This window comes from Brevibacillus sp. NRS-1366, assembly GCF_050467985.1.
In genome coordinates this window covers 14,158-30,479 of sequence record NZ_JBITPN010000017.1, presented here as the reverse complement: position 1 = coordinate 30,479, position 16,322 = coordinate 14,158, and the positions used below count along the sequence as shown (strand labels likewise).

The following is a 16,322-nucleotide window of genomic DNA, read 5'->3' as shown; positions in this document are numbered from 1 at the left end:
TCGTTGCACTCTGAAGTAATAACACCTTTGGCAGCTCCGACTTTCAGATAAGCAATCTTTCGTCCTTTCATATCCCAACGCTTACCGTCTTTGTGTATAACGTAAATGCAATCTATTTATTTTTCCTCCCTTTTACTCACTCTTTGATTTTTTGTAATCAAACGTCTCTTTCGGCATATAAGGATTAGCCCATTCTTTAATAATCCTCAATTGCTCACGCAGTCTATCTCGCTCCTCCCACATTTCATTTCGGCTATTCTGCAATGATTCACATCTTTGCTTCCATACTTTTGCTTCATGCTCCCAATTCACTTGTGTGGCATCGGGCACATCTCTCAGTGGAATTGGTGCGCCTAATGTCACATGAGCCACTTCGTCTAATTGCTTTTGTCTTTTGTATATGGTCTCTTTCCATTGTGCAATATCTTCAAAGGAGTACAGGTGAGTCTTTTGGACGTTCTCTTCTAAGTTTGAAATGTGCCATTTTCGTGCAGCATCCAATGCCTGATTGAATACTTTTTCATTCCTTGTGTTTCTAGTCAAACCCTCTTTTGACTTTTCAAGCATCTCATCAATTGCCATGTTTGGATGTTCATCAGTCTCTGTGATTTTTAGGCCTTCCACGTTATTTGGAAAACTGTAATCAACTGGCCTGTATAAATCCCGAAAGTAATAAATGCTGTGAGTCATGTAAACTGTTTTCAATACATCAATTGGAGATTCCTCAACTATTCCAATCAAGTGACAAGGATCTCCCATACCACTTCCACCAGACCACGTTTGAAATTCGACTTTAGTCGCCAACTACATCTCTCCTCATATTTTTATGTTTTTTAATTTAAAATCTAATTGGCTCATCTCCGCCGTTATACCATGAGTAACTAAGTAACCTACAATCCTCTTTTTTCACACTGAACTTCTGAACCAGCAAATCAATATACCTTTCAAGTTCAGACAGTGAGATATCTAATGTATTGTAGTCATATCCATCACTGTGCATCAGAACATAATCGATTCCCCATTTATACTTGCCTTCAAGACTCTCCACTGGACAATACGTATTCGGCTTATCATCATATGTGAACCATTCGACAACTCCATCCCACTCATCAAGATGCTTGGGTTCACCTACCTTTTCTTTAAAGAATGGAAGCGCCTGATTGTGATCAAGGCCTTCAAGCTCTGGAAGGGCTACGCGAATGACGGTTTTATACTCCATATGACTCAAATAATTTACCTCCTATTTTTGTTTAAAATCCTTCTATTATTGAAACTTAAATTTTAATCAATTACTTCAATTCTTACTTTCTTTCCTCTTCGATTCAAAGCCGTAAGGATATCATCAATCTTCTTACCGTTAAGAGTCCAATAATGATAACTTGAATATGGATTAGGATCATAATTAAACTTTAAATATCCTTCAAATTTTTTGCGTCTTGGCATAATAAATTCTTTCTCAAAATCGTAAACCATATCATTAAGATCCTTCATATGCCAATCCCATCTACCATCACCAACTGGATCGCTTTCTCGGTAGTATTTCTTTTCTTTACCGTTAATAGTGAAAGTAAAACCAAGATGTCTCCAATGAACCATACGATCATTTATATAATTTTCAAGTTTATCATAGATATTCAAGGACTCACGGCAAACTGTCAATTTAAATTTCTTTTCAATCATGTCTACAAACTGATATACAAGTTCGATAAATTTCATGTTCTCATCACCATGTATGTATTCACTCTCTTGACATTCCAAAGCGTTATCAAAGATTTTACCTGTATATTCACATTTAAATAATTGCTCCATTTACATTTCTCCTTGTAAGTTATTTACAATTCTCTATGTGGGTATGCGTAATCTTCTACATACTCTTTTCCGTAATCATCTGGATGGCAAAACACATGTCTATAATAGTAATTCCAATCTTCCATATTTTTAATTTTATCTTTTGGTAAAACAACTACACTGGTCAAAACAGGTATAGTTCCATTCAATTCACTACGCAGCTCAACAGCACACATCCTCACATAACTTGTATACTCAAAGGCATTCATTCTTCCACCTCAATTCCAACGAAATCGTAATTTTATTCTATTCGACCAAAAACACACTTATATAATATGATAATTTTAGTTAATAAATCTAAAACTGATAGACCAGCCTATCAGTTATTCTTCTAAGTTCAAAGCTATATAGTCCTTTAGATAGTCAGTTATATCAACAGAACCCATCAAATTGTGAGCATCTTTTTCATTCATAAAAATATGATATACAAAATTATATAACTTTTTCATTGATCTTAATACGTGAAGATTCTCTTCTGTTATGGGGAAACAAATGAAAATGTTCATGCTTTCGAAAAACGTTCCATCAAAATCTCTAAATGAACCTAAAGCCTTTTTTAAGTAAAGATTGTTGTCAGTCAAGGTTGTATTATCAGCATACCAATCTATAACCTTTTGTTCTTCAAGGTTGAAATCATGCTCCCACTTCAGAATTCTAATTGTACTCTTGTCTTCTATTTTTGCTATTTGTTTATTTACCCAATACCCCAAGTTCTCAGAAGAACAAATAAATATATTGTCTCTATACACATTTGTGTCCGTATAATTTAATGACATAGCTCTAAGTTTCTTTATGACTTCAAGCTTCATCTCTTCAATATCCGATCTTTGCGTGTCATTTGGGTGTGTTTCTATTAATATCAAATGTGGGTCATCATATGTAATATTGTCATTGTCTTCATCCTCTTCGCCGTCTTCATCGCTTTGACTCTCTAATGAAAATCCTATATGACCGTCTTGATAAAGGGTTAAGTTAGTGTATATACTCCCCTTTTCATTTTTCGATAAAATCCCAAAGTAAACTTCCATATTTGCCATTGACAGTTTGTTCTTCAATGCAAGGAAGGCCGCTCTGTAATAATCATCTGTTTCTTCCACTTCAAACAAGTCATTTGGAGTGATTTTTAAGTATGAACAAATATTTGCAATCAATGAGCCTGTAATACGATTATTATCTAAATCCTCTTTGTTAATAAGGTCATTGATTGTCGATCTCCTATGACTAATTGCTGTTGATAACTGTGCTGCTGATATACCACGTTCTTTGAGGATGACACCAAGGTTGCTCTTCAATTTTGCCATACTAAACACCGCCTATCATTTCATTGTTGACCGTTTAACGTTCATGTGATAAATTACCATTATACAAGATGCCTGAACGTTTAACGTTCATTTTGAGAGGAGATGCTTTGGTGTCAGTTTCAATCTACATATGTCGCTACAACGTCGATGACCAAAAGTGCCAGTGGCAACTTACGGAGGACAAGCTTTTTGCCCAAAGTCTTGACCCTAGTTATCAGATTGCAAGTATTGCAGACTTGCATGATTGGGTAGCAGCCACTGGCGAAACATTCAATGGTATTTTATCAGTTAGAGAAGGGTTATGCAAATGGATTGAGCGAGAGTTTATTGATGAGTTTGGTGAAATGGATGTTGAATATGGCTATGTAATAATTTCTAATTGTTGTTGACCTGATTGTATCATTCAGGTCTTTTTCCCTCTACAATCATAGTATCAATTTTAGTTTCATTTTACAACATATTTTTATTTATTATTTTGTTAGGGTATTACTTCACCCTGACAATACACAGATCAACACCATATTTCTTACATTCCGATTTTAGATATTGAGTTCTAGGCTCGCAATTGTAATTCATAACTACTTCTTGCCCTGTCTCAAAGTTACAATATGTAGCTTCCCAAATTTGATTGGTGTTATTGATAATCAAACTAGTATTGGTACCGTTCTCTTCAGAAAGAGATCCAAATTTTATTTCCTCTGTAATTGTACGTTCTTTTATGAATTCGCCAAATGGCATCTTATAAACATATTGAATAGCACTAACTATAAATCTAATCTTTTGGCTGCTCATTTTAATATCTTTCACCAGCCTAATTCCGTCTTGTAATTGCTGGGCAATTAACTTAATCTCTGGTTTAGTGTCATTATTCTGTGGCTTATAAAACTGATTGATCGCTGTAAGTAACTTTGCATGTTCATTTCTCTTTATTAATACCATTACCCTCATAATAAATGCTCCTCTAACGTCAATTCTTTCTAATTTTACTCACGTTAGATATTTTTGTAAATAACAACTATTTTAATAAATGAATTATTTCATTTGGTCGTAATGAATATATGTCTTTTTATGAAACCCCCAATTTTTATTGAATAAACTAAATACATATTCTTTTGGGTCACCTTTTTTATTGTCACCAGAATCCCTTTTGTATGTATTAATTTTCAAAGTAAAATGGGCATCCAAGTACTCTTTCATGTGATCAATTGCCTTATCAGTATAGTAAACAGCTACTCCTGAGTTCCCATTATGTGTATTATCCATAATAACGTTGATCAAAGAATCGCAAACCCCGATAACACCTTTATAAAACCCGAGCTTTTTAGCAACTGCATCTACAAAGTTAAAATGCGGTGAGCCATTTTTGGAATACAGCTTTAGCTTGTCTGCTACTACATATGCTGATTTATCTTCTGGTCTAATTGTGTACTTTTGAAAACCATCTCTCAAAGCTTCAACTTTTTGATTAATTACCTTGTCACTTTCTTCAAGGGTGCCAATTCTACCATCGTGTTCTAAAAGTCTTTGATCGTGTTCAACAAGTTGATTAATTGCCATCTGCATAATTTCTAACTGCGACATTGGTTTATTTAATGCCCTTTCCATTTCTTCAAACTTAGTTACATATGAAGCCGTGAATAATACTCCTTTTTCACCAGTCATTTTATTCGCAACCATGTCACAACCTTTGCGAGTGAGGAGATAGCAACGTCTCGTTTCACCCTTAGTGTCCATATACGAACTTTCGATAAAGAAATCTGACGAACGGAATTTTCCGTTGGTTAAATGTGTGACATACACATCGATTTTTTCGAGCAAATCCGAATGTCTCACATTAGTCATATCTGCTACTTCCCTGCTATCAACAAATAATTGACCATTTACCTGAATCACAGTTAATTCTTTAATCATTTCTTCTCTCCTCGCTTTTTTCGATGAATCACGTCTTTTAATTGCTGTCACCTAAAAAATATATAAAAATTTCTATTGTAATTAATTTTGTTTATTTGATCAAAAGAGAGTTTTATACTCCCTTTTGTCCATACAACCCAACTACGAAATAGTGCTTATTGTCTGCGAAAGGCCATCGCCAATATCTCATCAAGAATTTTCCATATTCACTATTAATACGCTTATAAAAGAGTTTATAAGAATTAACTCCTGCTGGAATACCATAAGAGTTGCACATCTTATTTACATAATTGATTCTATCTTTGCCAGTGTACAGTTTTTCTATTTCATCTAACATCGCTACGTTACTGTGATTGATTTCAATGATATCTGTCCATTGAATCATATATCCATCATCTTTTGTGCAATCATAAACCATCGAAATGAAAGATGGGATTACTTGATCACGCACGTATACAAGATCAAGTGTAATATCTTTAATCTCATCAGTAGTCAAATACCCACCACGCTCACTGAGAATAAATACAGCCTCGTTATAAAACAACTGAGTTTGTATTGCAGCAATGACTGTGACATCAAACGCACCTTTATACGCTTCGTGAAACTCCTCGTTCTTCAATTGTATAGATCTTAGATACTTAGATAATTTTTTCTTTGGAAGATTCTCTTCTAACTTCTTCGAAAACTCTTCACGAAAAGTGCTCATATTAACTAAATCAGTTTCAATGATTTCAATTTTCTGTCTGTCGACTTCAGGAAGATAGCTAATCCCTTGTTTTACTGCTTCCTTATCAATATCAATTAAGACCACTTTATCATAGTTTGATGTCATTAGTTCTAATTCCAAGTCATCGCAATTCCCAGCGCCAAATACTGCTATACTCCCCTTGCGAGAAATCAGATCTGTAACTTCTCTGATAAAGTCACTTGTTTGTTCGCGATGTCTTTTCCACTTCTCTCTTCTGTTTGCGTCTCTGTCGGTATTCATACTCTTGTAGAATGCTGTCATTTTATCACCTCACTTTGATAATAGGATAAAAGTACCAATAATGTTAGTCTTGACTTATGATAAAGTCACTATTTTATAGCAATTCTACAGATTCTCCATTTTCTATTGCTTCCTCACATGTAAAACACAGTCCTTTATCCCACTCGTGTGTCCAAGGTTTCACCATGATTGAGTCAGAGCATCTTTTACAGGAAATCGCTTCAAACAAATTACCACATCCATTATTTTTGAATTATTTTACTCCGCAATCCGTGTTAGATTACCTTCAGCATCCATTCGAAATCTCGGTCTCTCATCTTCTGCGTGTAAAATAGCTAACTTCCTTGCGCTATCCATGATTTGAATCAATTCCTTATGCTCTTCAATTGTTTTATCATAATCACATAAATCCACAAATTGAAGGTATTTCGTTAAAAAAGCACCACTAAATCCTTCTAACATAACAACGGGTTCTTGACACAGCATCCACTCATCTGATGAAACAGTCCATATCTTCCCATTGTGATGTTCTGCTTCTCCACATGTATGCATGACAACCGTGTCACCTTTGTTCAACTTTTTTTCCATTTACCTATAACCTCTCTTTCCTGATCAAATTGCCATTTTATCTAGTTTCTTGTCCAATACACATCAAACGCATTATCCCAACATACATTTTTTGTCGTATAGTTAGCACCCTTAAATTCTCTAAAGAACCCATACTTCAAGTCATCTTTCTCAGCATCACCTAATGAAATGTCTTTATCAATTTGCTTATGTATTTCTTCAACCGTATTTCCTATATAACCGCCTTCTCTACCATCGCAGCAGCCCCATTCGATACAATACTTATGCATTGACCTTACTGTGTTGGTAAGCAGTTTTTTAAGCTCGTCAGAGTATCCAAAGCGATTCTGATTTACCTTAATGCTCTTAAAAATGTTACCATCATCATGTTGCTTCGCGGCAGCTAACCAATCACAAAGCATTTCTACAACATCCATGAGATTCATGTCCTTTAGTCCATTTGGATAGAACTCAGGATGATGGCTATTATTTGCGTAATGATGATCAAGCGCAGGTTTAATTAGTCCCAGTTGTGCCATATACTCATTTGATCCATATGTAAGACCCTTAAGTTTTGGAGTGACTTGTTCAAACACATTCATTTCCTCATCACTGAACTTTGAAAAATCATGCTTAACTGCACGTTTAAACAGTTCTGAAGTGAATTTATTTATTTCATTACCAACTTGGATTTTATGATCTAGAACACCGCTAATGTGTTCACTTGTATATTTCATTCAAACACCCTCTCTGTCTATCTCTGTCTATTTCCATTCTTCTGTGTTCTAATTCTTTTAGTAAAATGCGTAGTAAATGTTCATATTGGGCCTGATTAGCATAGCAGGACTCCTCAATAATCAACCCAAAACCCAAAACTCTAAGTAAGCTCTTATGATTTTCGTACATCATTTCATTTTTGGTCGTACTCAGTGCATTTAGGCAATGTATTGCAATGTTCACTTCATGTTTATTCATTCCGTTTATTTTACCTTTTATTGATCTATTAACCACCATCTTCCCTCACTCATCTCTTCTTATCAAATTTACTTATTATTTATCTTCTGGCATGTACTCAACTTCAACCTTTACTCGTATTGAATCATTAACGTACCAACCGCATTCACTTCCGCACTTTTCTACTAGTTTCTCTACTTCATCAAGTAAATTGTCAATGTGCCACCCAGTTGTTTTTTAATCCAATCCATATTCTTTATTGATCATCTCAATCTTCTCGTCAGTTTGAATTGGAATTGAATAATCCAAATTAAACTTTTTCAATTTGTATTCTCCTAATCAAATTCGTGTTTTATCGGCATTCCTTCAATATTTCTATGTATCTTTCTATCTTCTCTTTTTCCTTTTGATTTTCATACCATCCATAATTTAGTTCAAGCTCAAGATTAGCTATTACTCCCTCAATGCTATCTACATACTCCGCTATGTATTCAGGATTTTGGAATACCATTTTTATTTCAAAATAAGACGTTCCGCGTTCCATTGCTTCTTTCACTTCGTCATTCCATTTACTGACTTTATATAAGTAACTATCGGGATAACTCCTCATAAATATGTAGTACATGATGACCCCCTACAATACTTCTAAATACCGCTTTTTAGGTAACACGCTAAACCAACTTACGCCTTCAATAAATTCATAAAGTGGCTTGTAAATCTCATGCAGATGTCCGTCATCGTCCCATACTGTGACACATCCGCATTCTTTTTCAAGTTCAGGATCAACAATGTCCTCATTATCCTCCACTGCATAGAGTTTCCCGATTGTTAAACCCTCGATATGTTCTTGGCTTTCTGCTATAAATTTTACAACCCTTGACATTATATTACCTCCTCTTAAAATATTTTAGATTAAATCCGTATTTTATTGTATTACTTCAATACCCATATCATCTAATTGACGTTTCCATTGGTCGGTAATCTTGCCTCTCAACACTTTTCCATTCTCAATTTCCAAAGGACAGATGAATGCCATGTGTCTCCACCCTTCATCTTTAACTTTTCCCTGAGCCTTCAATTCCTCCAATTCAATTAATGTTTTATAAATATAATCATTTAAACTATCTTCAACTCTACAACCAAAAGGGATGACTTCCCCATCAACACGAATAAAGATATCATTTTCGAGCAAATAACATTCTGATATATTATTATATTCATTAAACAATCTCTTCAATTCTCTTCTGTGTTTGTAAGCATTCCTATCTTCAAAGAACAAAGTGTTTATCTTCTCATCTTTCATTTGCACAGTAAAATATGAATATGCTTCTTCACCAAAGTTACCACCAATTCCACTAATCGCTTTAATGTCTTTGATACTAATGCCTCTCCAATACTTTTTCAAATAATGACTCTCCCTTCCTCTATAAATTACATATATCATTCGGTCTTCAGTTCTGGGAACAAGTCTTCAAACGCTGACACTTTCTTGTCTCCGATGAACATCCCTGACTCCTCATTGTCAAACGTAACTTCAACTCCTAACGTCTTACCAAGTTCTACAGCCCGTTTTCGTTCTTCTTCAGTTAAACTCACTCTTCAGGTTCCCTCCAACTTTTATCATCTGCTGGATCTGGTTTGTAACCCATAATCAAATTCAGTAACGCAGTATTAATGGCGTTAATCTTACCTTTGACTGTATCCTTATCTGGATTGAAATTGTAAGTCAAATCATAAACAGTTTGAAACAACAGATATTTGTCATCGCCCGATAACATTAAGAGTGCATTGTCTAAATGATCCATTGCTTTATCAAGTTCCGCTTTAATTTCTGATGTAATCATACATTCACTTCCAATCAAAGAGAGTTTTTATCCAGAATCGAAAATTTGCTTATTCAGCTTCATATCTACAACAATCACCACGACCAACTTCCCATCCAAATTGACATGTCCAAGAATTGCGCTCCGTTAAGTTTGTGGCACCTTGGGGTACTTTCGATAGTTTTTCGCATGGTACTCCATTTCTAATACAAGTGTTGTAACAGTTGTGCTTCCATGTAATATCGAAATACTTCTCAATTTGAACTTTATCAATTTCCACTTTCTTGTGTCTTATGTAAAAGTACGCTGGAATCTTATTATCATAAAAGTCTTCTGAGTAAATATCTGTGGATTCCCCAGTTTCAATTTTATATTCTTTCTCAAAACCGATCCCAATGTACGGCTCCAATGTTTCAATAATTTCTTGCTTGCATATTCCAGTGGCAAATGTATTCATAACTCCTCCTATTCTAATCAAAGACAGATATTATTTACTTTCTTGGTCTCCAAACAGTTCCCTCAGAACATTAGCCAATCTTTCTGATGATTCATCAATCTGCTTTTTCAAGAACTCATGTAAATGGTCGACGACTTCTTCGCTGGGCTGATTGACTCCTTTCCCTTTAAGAAATGACTTAATATCCTCCTTTAATTCCATTTAAACACCTCCATTAATTCTAGATAAAAGTATCTTTTCATTCTGTAATCTCAACCATCACTTCATAATCATCTACATCTAAAAATACAGATATCCCAAAACAATTCATGCCATCTTCATACCACTCTGGATAAACAAGAACTTCATTTAATTCAGGAATTTCTTTATGAACTCTGAAAACAGATCCTTCTTGGTAGTCACTGTTAAGATGAAGCAATGTTACAATCAATTCATCTTTTCTTGCTCTTCTTCGTTCTGTTAAATACTTTTTGCCATTATGGGTTATCATGCAATTCCTCCTTTTCGATAAAAATTTCATTTAATAGCATAGGTCTAAAATTAGCATTCCGTCTCCCAAAATGAAGTTATTCACTTTAAAGCCAGTCATATAATGATTGTTTAGGCGTACTGTCACAATCATTTCTCCATTAGGGTCATTACATTTTTTTCTTTGATTCATGTAGCCTTTAATATCTTTAATGTTACCTATATGTTGCTGATCAAAAACAGAAGTAGATTCATCAGTGCATGTTAGACTATTCCCAGAAACAATTAATTTCAAAAATTGAATGTCACTATATGCACTTTTGCGATAAGCACCACATATCTGAAGGTTATCATCTAATTGACTTACTGCATCTTCTAAACTTGAAAATGTTATCATACAAACTCCTCCTTTCCCGATAAAATGCACATTGTTTTATGTATTCCAGTTCCGTTCACTCTTGCTCGTCTGTATTCAGAATACAACATAACTTTTAGTTTGTCTATTGTTTATTTTTATTTAATATAAGACTAAATGAACCACCCGTTTTTACGAGTGGTCGTTTGTTCCATTTAGATATTGTTGCATTCGTATTTGCGTTTCAGCTTTGACAAGATCCCATTGCATCCGAAACTGTTGAGAGTATCCAAGACATAAGAAGATACAATCAATGCCTATTTCACTTCTATTCTGTCTAGCTACTTTTAACCCTTTTTGGTGCATCTCTCGCTTCATCTTGCCTAATTGCCTTGTTATTCTATCCATTGCAGTATTGATTGCTGCAACATATGGCAACTTCATCTTTAGCTCTGAATCCTCGATAACTGACTTATCTCTCTCAAAAATCGATAATGCTATGGGCAAGAGTACAAATTCTCTAAGCAACTCCAATTCGCCATCTTGAAATGCTGTTTTCATGATTCAACCTCCAAATCACTCAGAATATACATGCTCCCATTCAATCGAAAAATCATTAACCTTCATAGATCCAATATTCGTATGAATTTCTTGTATGTTTATATTTAGTTCACTGATGGCACAGTTTGCAGCATATAAGGCATCATCTTCATTTATCTCTAATGAATGAGATATATTTAATGTTAGGGTTCCATACCATTTGTCCTCAATTTCTCCGTACCATTTTATGTCCCAATCATGCACGTTAGGAGCATACATTTCACCACTCATGGTATGTAGACAGAAATTTTCAATTTGGAACCATATCTCCTCAACATACACACTAGATTCTAATTGTAATACAATTTTGCCAAAAACTTGTGATTTTACTTTTACTTCTGTTTGATCTAAAATGATGATGGGTGTCATATAAGATACCTCCTATGGGCGTTCCTTCTGTCTTTGGTCGGATGGGGGAACGCTCTTCTCTTTGTTGTAGTATGAGTTACTTGTACAGAACGCTTGTTCTTATTATTCCTTAAATGCTAACATTAGTCAATAACGACCAAAGTATTCTCCATAAAAATTGTAACAAGATATGTAATAATATTCATTATGTACTCGTTAAATCGAAGGTGGATTCATTTTCACGATTCCTCTAAATCAAAAAAAGCCCTTTGCTAAGGGCTTTTCATAACTATTATAAACCGAACAAGTTTTTTATCGGTAACAACATGAATTTGTCCATGGTTCTTTGTTATTAACTTTTTTACAATTGGTAATCCATTTCCACCACCTCCATCCTTCTTGGTTGTGTATCCTACTTCAAATAATCTTGGTAATGCATCTTTTATATCTGCTCTCGAATAATTTTCAACTGTCAATACTTCCTGATTATTTTCCTGTAACCATGTAACTTTGATACTTTCACTGTCATTTTCTACTGAGGCTTGAATTGCGTTATCTAATAAATTACCCAATATGACAATAAGATCTTTCACATTCATATGCTTCAATTGGGCCTTACTTGAGATTTCATAAGAAATTGTTATTCCTTTAGTTTTGGCCTCATGTGCTTTTGAACTTAATAAGTATGCCAATGCAGGGTTAGCTACACTACTAAGAGAACTTTCATGATTTTCATTTAAATCAACAAGTTTACTTAGGTAATTTGATGTTTCTATAACTTGACCGTTTGCCAACAAGTTATTAATTTCATTGAAATGTCTGTTCGATTTAAGCAAAGTTTCATTCGCCATTGTCTCAAGCAAATTTTTAGTGTTGTCATACAGCGCTTGAGTTTTACCTACAGTTTTACCGACTGTAAGCACTAGGTATCTATAGAACAAAACCACCATTAATATAAAGAGGAATAACATTAAAAGATGCAAATTCCATATCGATTCAATTAATTCAAGCTTGAATTCAGTTTTAATAATGCTTCTTATCATCAATACAAACTCTAAGAAACCAACAATATAAAGAAGCATCAAATACACTTTATCTACAGTTTTTGGTATAAATCGCATTAGCCCTCATCTTTCTTTATTTTTATCGTACCCATGTGATTCAGATAGCCATCCGAAAAATTTACACAGAAGTTTTTTTATCTTGTGCTTCATAACATTCACCTCATTATAGGTTATTTACAAAGCTCATTAGATTACCAAATACACCTTGACTACTCCTGTGTTTTTTAATAGATAATTTATTGACCGTTACTCTTCTCACATAACCAATCTTATCTTCACTAATGGGTAATACGTCTCCGTTCATCATGATAATTTCGTTTTCTCTGACATCTTGAACCTTATCTAAGTTAACAAGAAAAGACCTGTGAACATATATAAAGTTGTATCCTTCTAGTAATGAAGCATATACGTTAAGCCTTAGATCAGTTGCATATGGTTTTTTCCTCTCGGTAGTATGGACACTAACCTTACCCTTTTCAGAGCTTACATACATTATTTCTGAAGGAAAAGTTACATGAGACTCGGTTCCACAGATGGGTATACATGAACCATCATTGTCTATAAACCTTTTATATTGGTAATAGCTTTTTAGCTTTTCAAGAGCCATTTTAAATCTTTTAAAGTCAATTGCTTTTGTTACCACATCAGTGATACCAATTGTATACGAATGTGCAGCTAAAAGTTTTTCACCAGTTACCACAATTGCAGGTAAGTCGTAGCCAAATTCTCTACACAAGTTGTAAGCTGTTAACCCATCTAAGGATTCTTTTCCAAGATCTAGGTCAAGAATGAGTGCATTAATCGATTCTTCTTCACTTAATTTTGTAAACATCTCGTCCGAATTTTTTGCTGTATAGACTGTCTTCACAAAAGGAAGGTGGCGTACATAGGTAGCAAGGAGTTTCCGTATTTCAAACTGGTCTTCAACTATTAAAATGTTCAGTTCCATGTTCGTATCCTCTCCCTTCTTGATGTATTTTTATCATATCACCCCAAACATTTCCTTTCTTTACAATTCGAACATTTTCGATTTTTCTTGACAAAATTAGATATGTATGGTTGCAAATAAAAAAGTAACGTGATTAAAACCTCACGTTACTTTTTACGTCGCCGGATATGATTAAGTTTGGAGATATGTACCCTCGCAACATCAGTATACTTAGAATTGCTATCGGGCTGATCTTCAAAGTATACTTTCTGCTTGCTTTCATCAAACACTGTAATTTTCTTCATGTTTACAATATTACCTACATCTAATTTTTCAAAGCCATACTGTTTGAGCACCCTTCTCCAATCCTCTAGTGAGGTAAGCATATAGTAAACATCATCTTTAGTGTGAATTTCTATTTTATTTTTAGAGTGAGAAAGGTGAGTGACTTCTTCTGTCATGTCTATCCAATGAATTCCTTCTTCCTCAAATCCCTTACGGAATAATGGAATTTTCATGGTTCTCACCACGTTTCAGGGCTATGACTACTTCTTTAATAATTCTTTTGGTATTTCAGGCTGATGAACCCAGCCAGCAGAATAGGGGGAAACGATTACTGTAGCCAACACTGACAAGGCTGAAGAGGCCAGAAAAGCAATTTTTTTCGAATTAAACATTGTATTCACCTCCTTTCACAAATAACAAAGTAATTGACTGTATAAAGAAAGTAAGTGCCAATAATTCTGATCCAATCAAAAAGTTTGCTCCGACAATCACTATCGAAATAATTTTGAGTAAAGGAAAATGTTTCTTTTCAAATATACGAGATTGATTCTTACCTCGTGGACTAAACAACAAGAGCAGCAATATGGATATTATCGTTAACAACCAAGAAAAATGTGTGTACTTCGATATTAAAGGTAAAATTACCGAGCCTAATACAGTGGCGGTTATGCAAAGTTCTGCACTCTTAAAATGGAATCCACCCGAGAAAAATCTAAGCAGCGCAAATGTAAATAGAACAGTTATTGTTTCAAATAGAACTCCAAAAAGAAACGCAAGGAACAACGAAGTAGTTAAAGTAACCAAAGTGGAAATTATCATAATCAAAGAAAATTTCATTACTTCAATACTTGCTGTTTCTTCTGGGTTCATTTCTTTTATCTTAGTTGCAATTTTTTGTGCTGACAATTCAATCATTTTCTTTCAGCTCTCTTTTATTTGTTATGTGAAAAAATAGACCAAGCACACTTGCTGAAAGAAGCAACACTACTACGAAAAAGATAATATTTCCCATACCTGACAAATACGCAATACTACCAAACGCTGCTGTTGTACAAACCATGATTAATAAAAATGCTTTATTAGTAGGCTCTGAGTATTTAACGTCCCCTTCACCATCTGGTACAAAAGACCATCCATAACCAAATTTCTTTATGAAAAGGCATATTAGTAAACAGAGAATCACTGAGGCACCCTGTAAAACATATCCGATTAAAGTAACTGAATGATTTTGCTTATCCAAAAAGCTCACTAATTCTATAATTCCCGTAACTTTTAAAATCAAAACACAAAAACCCTGAATTACTAAATAAGTTGAGTAAGAAATTATCGTCATTATCCCTGCATAAAACCATTGAACTTTCCAAACGATGCAAATGCTAGAGATAAAGAACAACATCTGAACTATTATTGCAACGTTTTCAAGATTTAAATCAAAACGCAAAACATATGATAGTAAAGAAAGTCCCATAGAGATGTAGATACTACTACCCAAGTACTCAATGAACTTTCTCCTAAACAGTGTGATTAAAAGATAGAAAATAACCATGTATTCAATTGTTGAAAATAAAAAAAATAAGGCAGTATCCATACCTTCCCCTCCAAAAATGTTCAGATAACTGAGACCATTGTACCATTAAAGGAAGGTACTTCAATAAGCATTACGCTTTGCGTTATATTTTACTACTCAGCGAGTAGTATGATCAAACTAAATTTTCGTTTAGAATTGTGGTAAATATATACACCCTATTCTGGAGTTATATCATGATAAATTCTAAACGAATCAATGTAAATGCAAATAATATAGTCTTTGTCTTAGGAGTTACTTTAAGCGATATGCGTATCTCAATGAATCAATTTTCTATCGAATCAGGAATACGTCCTGCGACTGTAGGCGCATGGTGCAATGGAACTGCCAAGCATATTGACCTAGTTACTCTTCAAACTGCTTTAAATACTTTAAATCGGCTGTCAAAAGACTATAAAATGGATAGAAAGTACAATATAGACGACATATTTTACTATAAACAGTAAATATGTCTTGTTTTATATTGAATAAAATTATAAAATACTATCATGAATATGTGTTATTGCATTATCTTGTATTATTGGAGGTGATTTATTGGACTACTTTAATCAGATTGTAAATCGCTTAAATGCACAAGATCTTGAAATACTTGCTTACCTTTCTAATCAATCAGCCACAATAGCACTCAATGCAAAAAACAAACAAGAAATTACGTCATTCTCTGGGTTCACAGATGGTATATTTAGAAAAGTTATTTCTCGTTTGGAAACGCTTTGTCTAATTGAGTCTATTGGTGAGGGGCGAGCGTATGCTTACTACCTTACTGATTATGGTGTTACAGCATTAAATCGGATGGTTAATGAAATACAAGCAGCGAATATTAAATAAAATAAATGGAGA

The 16,322-nt window shown here is 34.2% G+C and carries 29 protein-coding genes and 1 pseudogene; 3 read left to right on the top strand and 27 right to left on the bottom strand.

Translation table 11 applies throughout. From position 1 onward, the window contains the following. Positions 1-132 precede the first annotated feature (132 nt). The 5 genes from ACIFQN_RS08955 to ACIFQN_RS08935 all read right to left on the bottom strand — a co-directional run bounded on the left by ACIFQN_RS08955 (position 133) and on the right by ACIFQN_RS08935 (position 3,149). Entirely contained in the window at positions 133-804 is a 672-nt protein-coding gene (locus ACIFQN_RS08955; protein ID WP_429832672.1) for a hypothetical protein, read from the bottom strand. 34 nt (positions 805-838) lie between these two features. Further along, positions 839-1,228: a hypothetical protein gene (locus ACIFQN_RS08950; RefSeq protein ID WP_429832671.1), complete on the bottom strand. Its 390-nt coding sequence runs from the start codon at positions 1,226-1,228 to the stop codon at positions 839-841. A gap of 53 nt (positions 1,229-1,281) precedes the next feature. Further along, entirely contained in the window at positions 1,282-1,809 is a 528-nt protein-coding gene (locus ACIFQN_RS08945) for a hypothetical protein (protein ID WP_429832670.1), read from the bottom strand. Positions 1,810-1,832: 23 nt separating this feature from the next. After that, complete coding sequence (locus ACIFQN_RS08940) at positions 1,833-2,057, bottom strand: hypothetical protein (protein ID WP_429832669.1); 225 nt, start codon at positions 2,055-2,057, stop codon at positions 1,833-1,835. Between the two features lie 114 nt (positions 2,058-2,171). Then, complete coding sequence (locus tag ACIFQN_RS08935) at positions 2,172-3,149, bottom strand: helix-turn-helix domain-containing protein (RefSeq protein ID WP_429832668.1); 978 nt, start codon at positions 3,147-3,149, stop codon at positions 2,172-2,174. Between the two features lie 110 nt (positions 3,150-3,259). Here ACIFQN_RS08935 and ACIFQN_RS08930 point away from each other — a divergent pair, with 110 nt between their 5' ends. Beyond that, positions 3,260-3,538, top strand: a complete 279-nt coding sequence (locus ACIFQN_RS08930) for a hypothetical protein (RefSeq protein ID WP_429832667.1) — start codon at positions 3,260-3,262, stop codon at positions 3,536-3,538. Positions 3,539-3,635: 97 nt separating this feature from the next. Here ACIFQN_RS08930 and ACIFQN_RS08925 read toward each other — a convergent pair whose 3' ends face one another. From ACIFQN_RS08925 to ACIFQN_RS08820, 22 genes and pseudogenes are all read right to left on the bottom strand, one after another. After that, on the bottom strand, positions 3,636-4,097 hold the full coding sequence (locus ACIFQN_RS08925) for a hypothetical protein (RefSeq protein WP_429832666.1): 462 nt from the start codon (positions 4,095-4,097) through the stop codon (positions 3,636-3,638). A gap of 84 nt (positions 4,098-4,181) precedes the next feature. Continuing rightward, positions 4,182-5,060: a Rha family transcriptional regulator gene (locus tag ACIFQN_RS08920; protein WP_429832665.1), complete on the bottom strand. Its 879-nt coding sequence runs from the start codon at positions 5,058-5,060 to the stop codon at positions 4,182-4,184. Positions 5,061-5,172: 112 nt separating this feature from the next. Further along, positions 5,173-6,069 (bottom strand): hypothetical protein, encoded by an 897-nt coding sequence (locus ACIFQN_RS08915; RefSeq protein ID WP_429832664.1) that lies wholly within the window; start codon positions 6,067-6,069, stop codon positions 5,173-5,175. A 237-nt stretch (positions 6,070-6,306) separates the two neighbouring features. Beyond that, a pseudogene (locus tag ACIFQN_RS08910) lies at positions 6,307-6,423 on the bottom strand (RsfA family transcriptional regulator); the annotation flags it as partial. Positions 6,424-6,677: 254 nt separating this feature from the next. After that, entirely contained in the window at positions 6,678-7,352 is a 675-nt protein-coding gene (locus tag ACIFQN_RS08905; RefSeq protein WP_429832663.1) for a DUF5662 family protein, read from the bottom strand. Between the two features lie 569 nt (positions 7,353-7,921). Next, the gene (locus ACIFQN_RS08900; protein WP_429832662.1) at positions 7,922-8,194 is read right to left on the bottom strand and encodes a hypothetical protein; all 273 of its coding nucleotides are present in this window, start codon (positions 8,192-8,194) and stop codon (positions 7,922-7,924) included. A gap of 9 nt (positions 8,195-8,203) precedes the next feature. Next, a complete protein-coding gene (locus ACIFQN_RS08895) occupies positions 8,204-8,452 on the bottom strand; it encodes a hypothetical protein (protein ID WP_429832661.1) in 249 nt (82 codons plus the stop codon). Positions 8,453-8,494: 42 nt separating this feature from the next. Further along, positions 8,495-8,974 (bottom strand): hypothetical protein, encoded by a 480-nt coding sequence (locus ACIFQN_RS08890; protein ID WP_429832660.1) that lies wholly within the window; start codon positions 8,972-8,974, stop codon positions 8,495-8,497. A 35-nt stretch (positions 8,975-9,009) separates the two neighbouring features. Further along, positions 9,010-9,165: a hypothetical protein gene (locus tag ACIFQN_RS08885; protein WP_429832659.1), complete on the bottom strand. Its 156-nt coding sequence runs from the start codon at positions 9,163-9,165 to the stop codon at positions 9,010-9,012. Then, the gene (locus ACIFQN_RS08880) at positions 9,162-9,413 is read right to left on the bottom strand and encodes a hypothetical protein (RefSeq protein WP_429832658.1); all 252 of its coding nucleotides are present in this window, start codon (positions 9,411-9,413) and stop codon (positions 9,162-9,164) included. The genes ACIFQN_RS08885 and ACIFQN_RS08880 overlap by 4 nt, the downstream gene beginning before the upstream one ends. A 49-nt stretch (positions 9,414-9,462) precedes the next feature. Continuing rightward, positions 9,463-9,849 (bottom strand): hypothetical protein, encoded by a 387-nt coding sequence (locus ACIFQN_RS08875; protein WP_429832657.1) that lies wholly within the window; start codon positions 9,847-9,849, stop codon positions 9,463-9,465. A gap of 30 nt (positions 9,850-9,879) precedes the next feature. Then, complete coding sequence (locus ACIFQN_RS08870) at positions 9,880-10,050, bottom strand: hypothetical protein (RefSeq protein ID WP_429832656.1); 171 nt, start codon at positions 10,048-10,050, stop codon at positions 9,880-9,882. 37 nt (positions 10,051-10,087) lie between these two features. After that, positions 10,088-10,339, bottom strand: a complete 252-nt coding sequence (locus ACIFQN_RS08865; protein WP_429832655.1) for a hypothetical protein — start codon at positions 10,337-10,339, stop codon at positions 10,088-10,090. Positions 10,340-10,369: 30 nt separating this feature from the next. Next, on the bottom strand, positions 10,370-10,714 hold the full coding sequence (locus ACIFQN_RS08860) for a hypothetical protein (protein ID WP_429832654.1): 345 nt from the start codon (positions 10,712-10,714) through the stop codon (positions 10,370-10,372). A 150-nt stretch (positions 10,715-10,864) separates the two neighbouring features. Further along, positions 10,865-11,233, bottom strand: coding sequence for a hypothetical protein (locus ACIFQN_RS08855; protein ID WP_429832653.1), 369 nt, complete (start codon positions 11,231-11,233; stop codon positions 10,865-10,867). Positions 11,234-11,248: 15 nt separating this feature from the next. Next, positions 11,249-11,641, bottom strand: a complete 393-nt coding sequence (locus ACIFQN_RS08850) for a hypothetical protein (RefSeq protein WP_429832652.1) — start codon at positions 11,639-11,641, stop codon at positions 11,249-11,251. A gap of 251 nt (positions 11,642-11,892) precedes the next feature. Continuing rightward, positions 11,893-12,741 (bottom strand): sensor histidine kinase, encoded by an 849-nt coding sequence (locus ACIFQN_RS08845; protein ID WP_429832651.1) that lies wholly within the window; start codon positions 12,739-12,741, stop codon positions 11,893-11,895. A gap of 106 nt (positions 12,742-12,847) precedes the next feature. Continuing rightward, positions 12,848-13,633, bottom strand: a complete 786-nt coding sequence (locus ACIFQN_RS08840) for a LytR/AlgR family response regulator transcription factor (RefSeq protein WP_429832650.1) — start codon at positions 13,631-13,633, stop codon at positions 12,848-12,850. A 146-nt stretch (positions 13,634-13,779) separates the two neighbouring features. After that, complete coding sequence (locus tag ACIFQN_RS08835) at positions 13,780-14,130, bottom strand: LytTR family transcriptional regulator DNA-binding domain-containing protein (RefSeq protein WP_429832649.1); 351 nt, start codon at positions 14,128-14,130, stop codon at positions 13,780-13,782. A gap of 27 nt (positions 14,131-14,157) precedes the next feature. Next, complete coding sequence (locus ACIFQN_RS08830) at positions 14,158-14,289, bottom strand: cyclic lactone autoinducer peptide (protein ID WP_429832648.1); 132 nt, start codon at positions 14,287-14,289, stop codon at positions 14,158-14,160. Further along, the gene (locus ACIFQN_RS08825; RefSeq protein ID WP_429832647.1) at positions 14,282-14,812 is read right to left on the bottom strand and encodes an accessory gene regulator ArgB-like protein; all 531 of its coding nucleotides are present in this window, start codon (positions 14,810-14,812) and stop codon (positions 14,282-14,284) included. Before ACIFQN_RS08825 ends, ACIFQN_RS08830 begins: the two co-directional genes overlap by 8 nt. After that, complete coding sequence (locus ACIFQN_RS08820) at positions 14,805-15,485, bottom strand: hypothetical protein (protein ID WP_429832646.1); 681 nt, start codon at positions 15,483-15,485, stop codon at positions 14,805-14,807. Before ACIFQN_RS08820 ends, ACIFQN_RS08825 begins: the two co-directional genes overlap by 8 nt. 173 nt (positions 15,486-15,658) lie before the next feature. On the opposite strand from ACIFQN_RS08820, the gene ACIFQN_RS08815 reads away from it, so the two are divergent. Both ACIFQN_RS08815 and ACIFQN_RS08810 read left to right on the top strand, forming a co-directional pair. Then, positions 15,659-15,928, top strand: coding sequence for a helix-turn-helix domain-containing protein (locus ACIFQN_RS08815; protein ID WP_429832645.1), 270 nt, complete (start codon positions 15,659-15,661; stop codon positions 15,926-15,928). Between the two features lie 88 nt (positions 15,929-16,016). Further along, complete coding sequence (locus ACIFQN_RS08810; protein WP_429832644.1) at positions 16,017-16,310, top strand: hypothetical protein; 294 nt, start codon at positions 16,017-16,019, stop codon at positions 16,308-16,310. Positions 16,311-16,322: the final 12 nt, after the last annotated feature.

Excerpts from the sequence above, each read along its gene's own strand:
- ACIFQN_RS08945 (WP_429832670.1), bottom strand. The coding sequence starts at position 1,809 with ATGGAGCAATTATTTAAATGTGAATATACAGGTAAAATCTTTGATAAC.
- ACIFQN_RS08940 (WP_429832669.1), bottom strand. The coding sequence starts at position 2,057 with ATGAATGCCTTTGAGTATACAAGTTATGTGAGGATGTGTGCTGTTGAG.
- ACIFQN_RS08935 (WP_429832668.1), bottom strand. The coding sequence starts at position 3,149 with ATGGCAAAATTGAAGAGCAACCTTGGTGTCATCCTCAAAGAACGTGGT.
- ACIFQN_RS08925 (WP_429832666.1), bottom strand. The coding sequence starts at position 4,097 with ATGAGGGTAATGGTATTAATAAAGAGAAATGAACATGCAAAGTTACTT.
- ACIFQN_RS08920 (WP_429832665.1), bottom strand. The coding sequence starts at position 5,060 with ATGATTAAAGAATTAACTGTGATTCAGGTAAATGGTCAATTATTTGTT.
- ACIFQN_RS08915 (WP_429832664.1), bottom strand. The coding sequence starts at position 6,069 with ATGACAGCATTCTACAAGAGTATGAATACCGACAGAGACGCAAACAGA.
- ACIFQN_RS08905 (WP_429832663.1), bottom strand. The coding sequence starts at position 7,352 with ATGAAATATACAAGTGAACACATTAGCGGTGTTCTAGATCATAAAATC.
- ACIFQN_RS08900 (WP_429832662.1), bottom strand. The coding sequence starts at position 8,194 with ATGTACTACATATTTATGAGGAGTTATCCCGATAGTTACTTATATAAA.
- ACIFQN_RS08895 (WP_429832661.1), bottom strand. The coding sequence starts at position 8,452 with ATGTCAAGGGTTGTAAAATTTATAGCAGAAAGCCAAGAACATATCGAG.
- ACIFQN_RS08880 (WP_429832658.1), bottom strand. The coding sequence starts at position 9,413 with ATGATTACATCAGAAATTAAAGCGGAACTTGATAAAGCAATGGATCAT.
- ACIFQN_RS08875 (WP_429832657.1), bottom strand. The coding sequence starts at position 9,849 with ATGAATACATTTGCCACTGGAATATGCAAGCAAGAAATTATTGAAACA.
- ACIFQN_RS08870 (WP_429832656.1), bottom strand. The coding sequence starts at position 10,050 with ATGGAATTAAAGGAGGATATTAAGTCATTTCTTAAAGGGAAAGGAGTC.
- ACIFQN_RS08865 (WP_429832655.1), bottom strand. The coding sequence starts at position 10,339 with ATGATAACCCATAATGGCAAAAAGTATTTAACAGAACGAAGAAGAGCA.
- ACIFQN_RS08860 (WP_429832654.1), bottom strand. The coding sequence starts at position 10,714 with ATGATAACATTTTCAAGTTTAGAAGATGCAGTAAGTCAATTAGATGAT.
- ACIFQN_RS08855 (WP_429832653.1), bottom strand. The coding sequence starts at position 11,233 with ATGAAAACAGCATTTCAAGATGGCGAATTGGAGTTGCTTAGAGAATTT.
- ACIFQN_RS08850 (WP_429832652.1), bottom strand. The coding sequence starts at position 11,641 with ATGACACCCATCATCATTTTAGATCAAACAGAAGTAAAAGTAAAATCA.
- ACIFQN_RS08845 (WP_429832651.1), bottom strand. The coding sequence starts at position 12,741 with ATGCGATTTATACCAAAAACTGTAGATAAAGTGTATTTGATGCTTCTT.
- ACIFQN_RS08840 (WP_429832650.1), bottom strand. The coding sequence starts at position 13,633 with ATGGAACTGAACATTTTAATAGTTGAAGACCAGTTTGAAATACGGAAA.
- ACIFQN_RS08835 (WP_429832649.1), bottom strand. The coding sequence starts at position 14,130 with ATGAAAATTCCATTATTCCGTAAGGGATTTGAGGAAGAAGGAATTCAT.
- ACIFQN_RS08830 (WP_429832648.1), bottom strand. The coding sequence starts at position 14,289 with ATGTTTAATTCGAAAAAAATTGCTTTTCTGGCCTCTTCAGCCTTGTCA.
- ACIFQN_RS08825 (WP_429832647.1), bottom strand. The coding sequence starts at position 14,812 with ATGATTGAATTGTCAGCACAAAAAATTGCAACTAAGATAAAAGAAATG.
- ACIFQN_RS08820 (WP_429832646.1), bottom strand. The coding sequence starts at position 15,485 with ATGGATACTGCCTTATTTTTTTTATTTTCAACAATTGAATACATGGTT.
- ACIFQN_RS08815 (WP_429832645.1), top strand. The coding sequence starts at position 15,659 with ATGATAAATTCTAAACGAATCAATGTAAATGCAAATAATATAGTCTTT.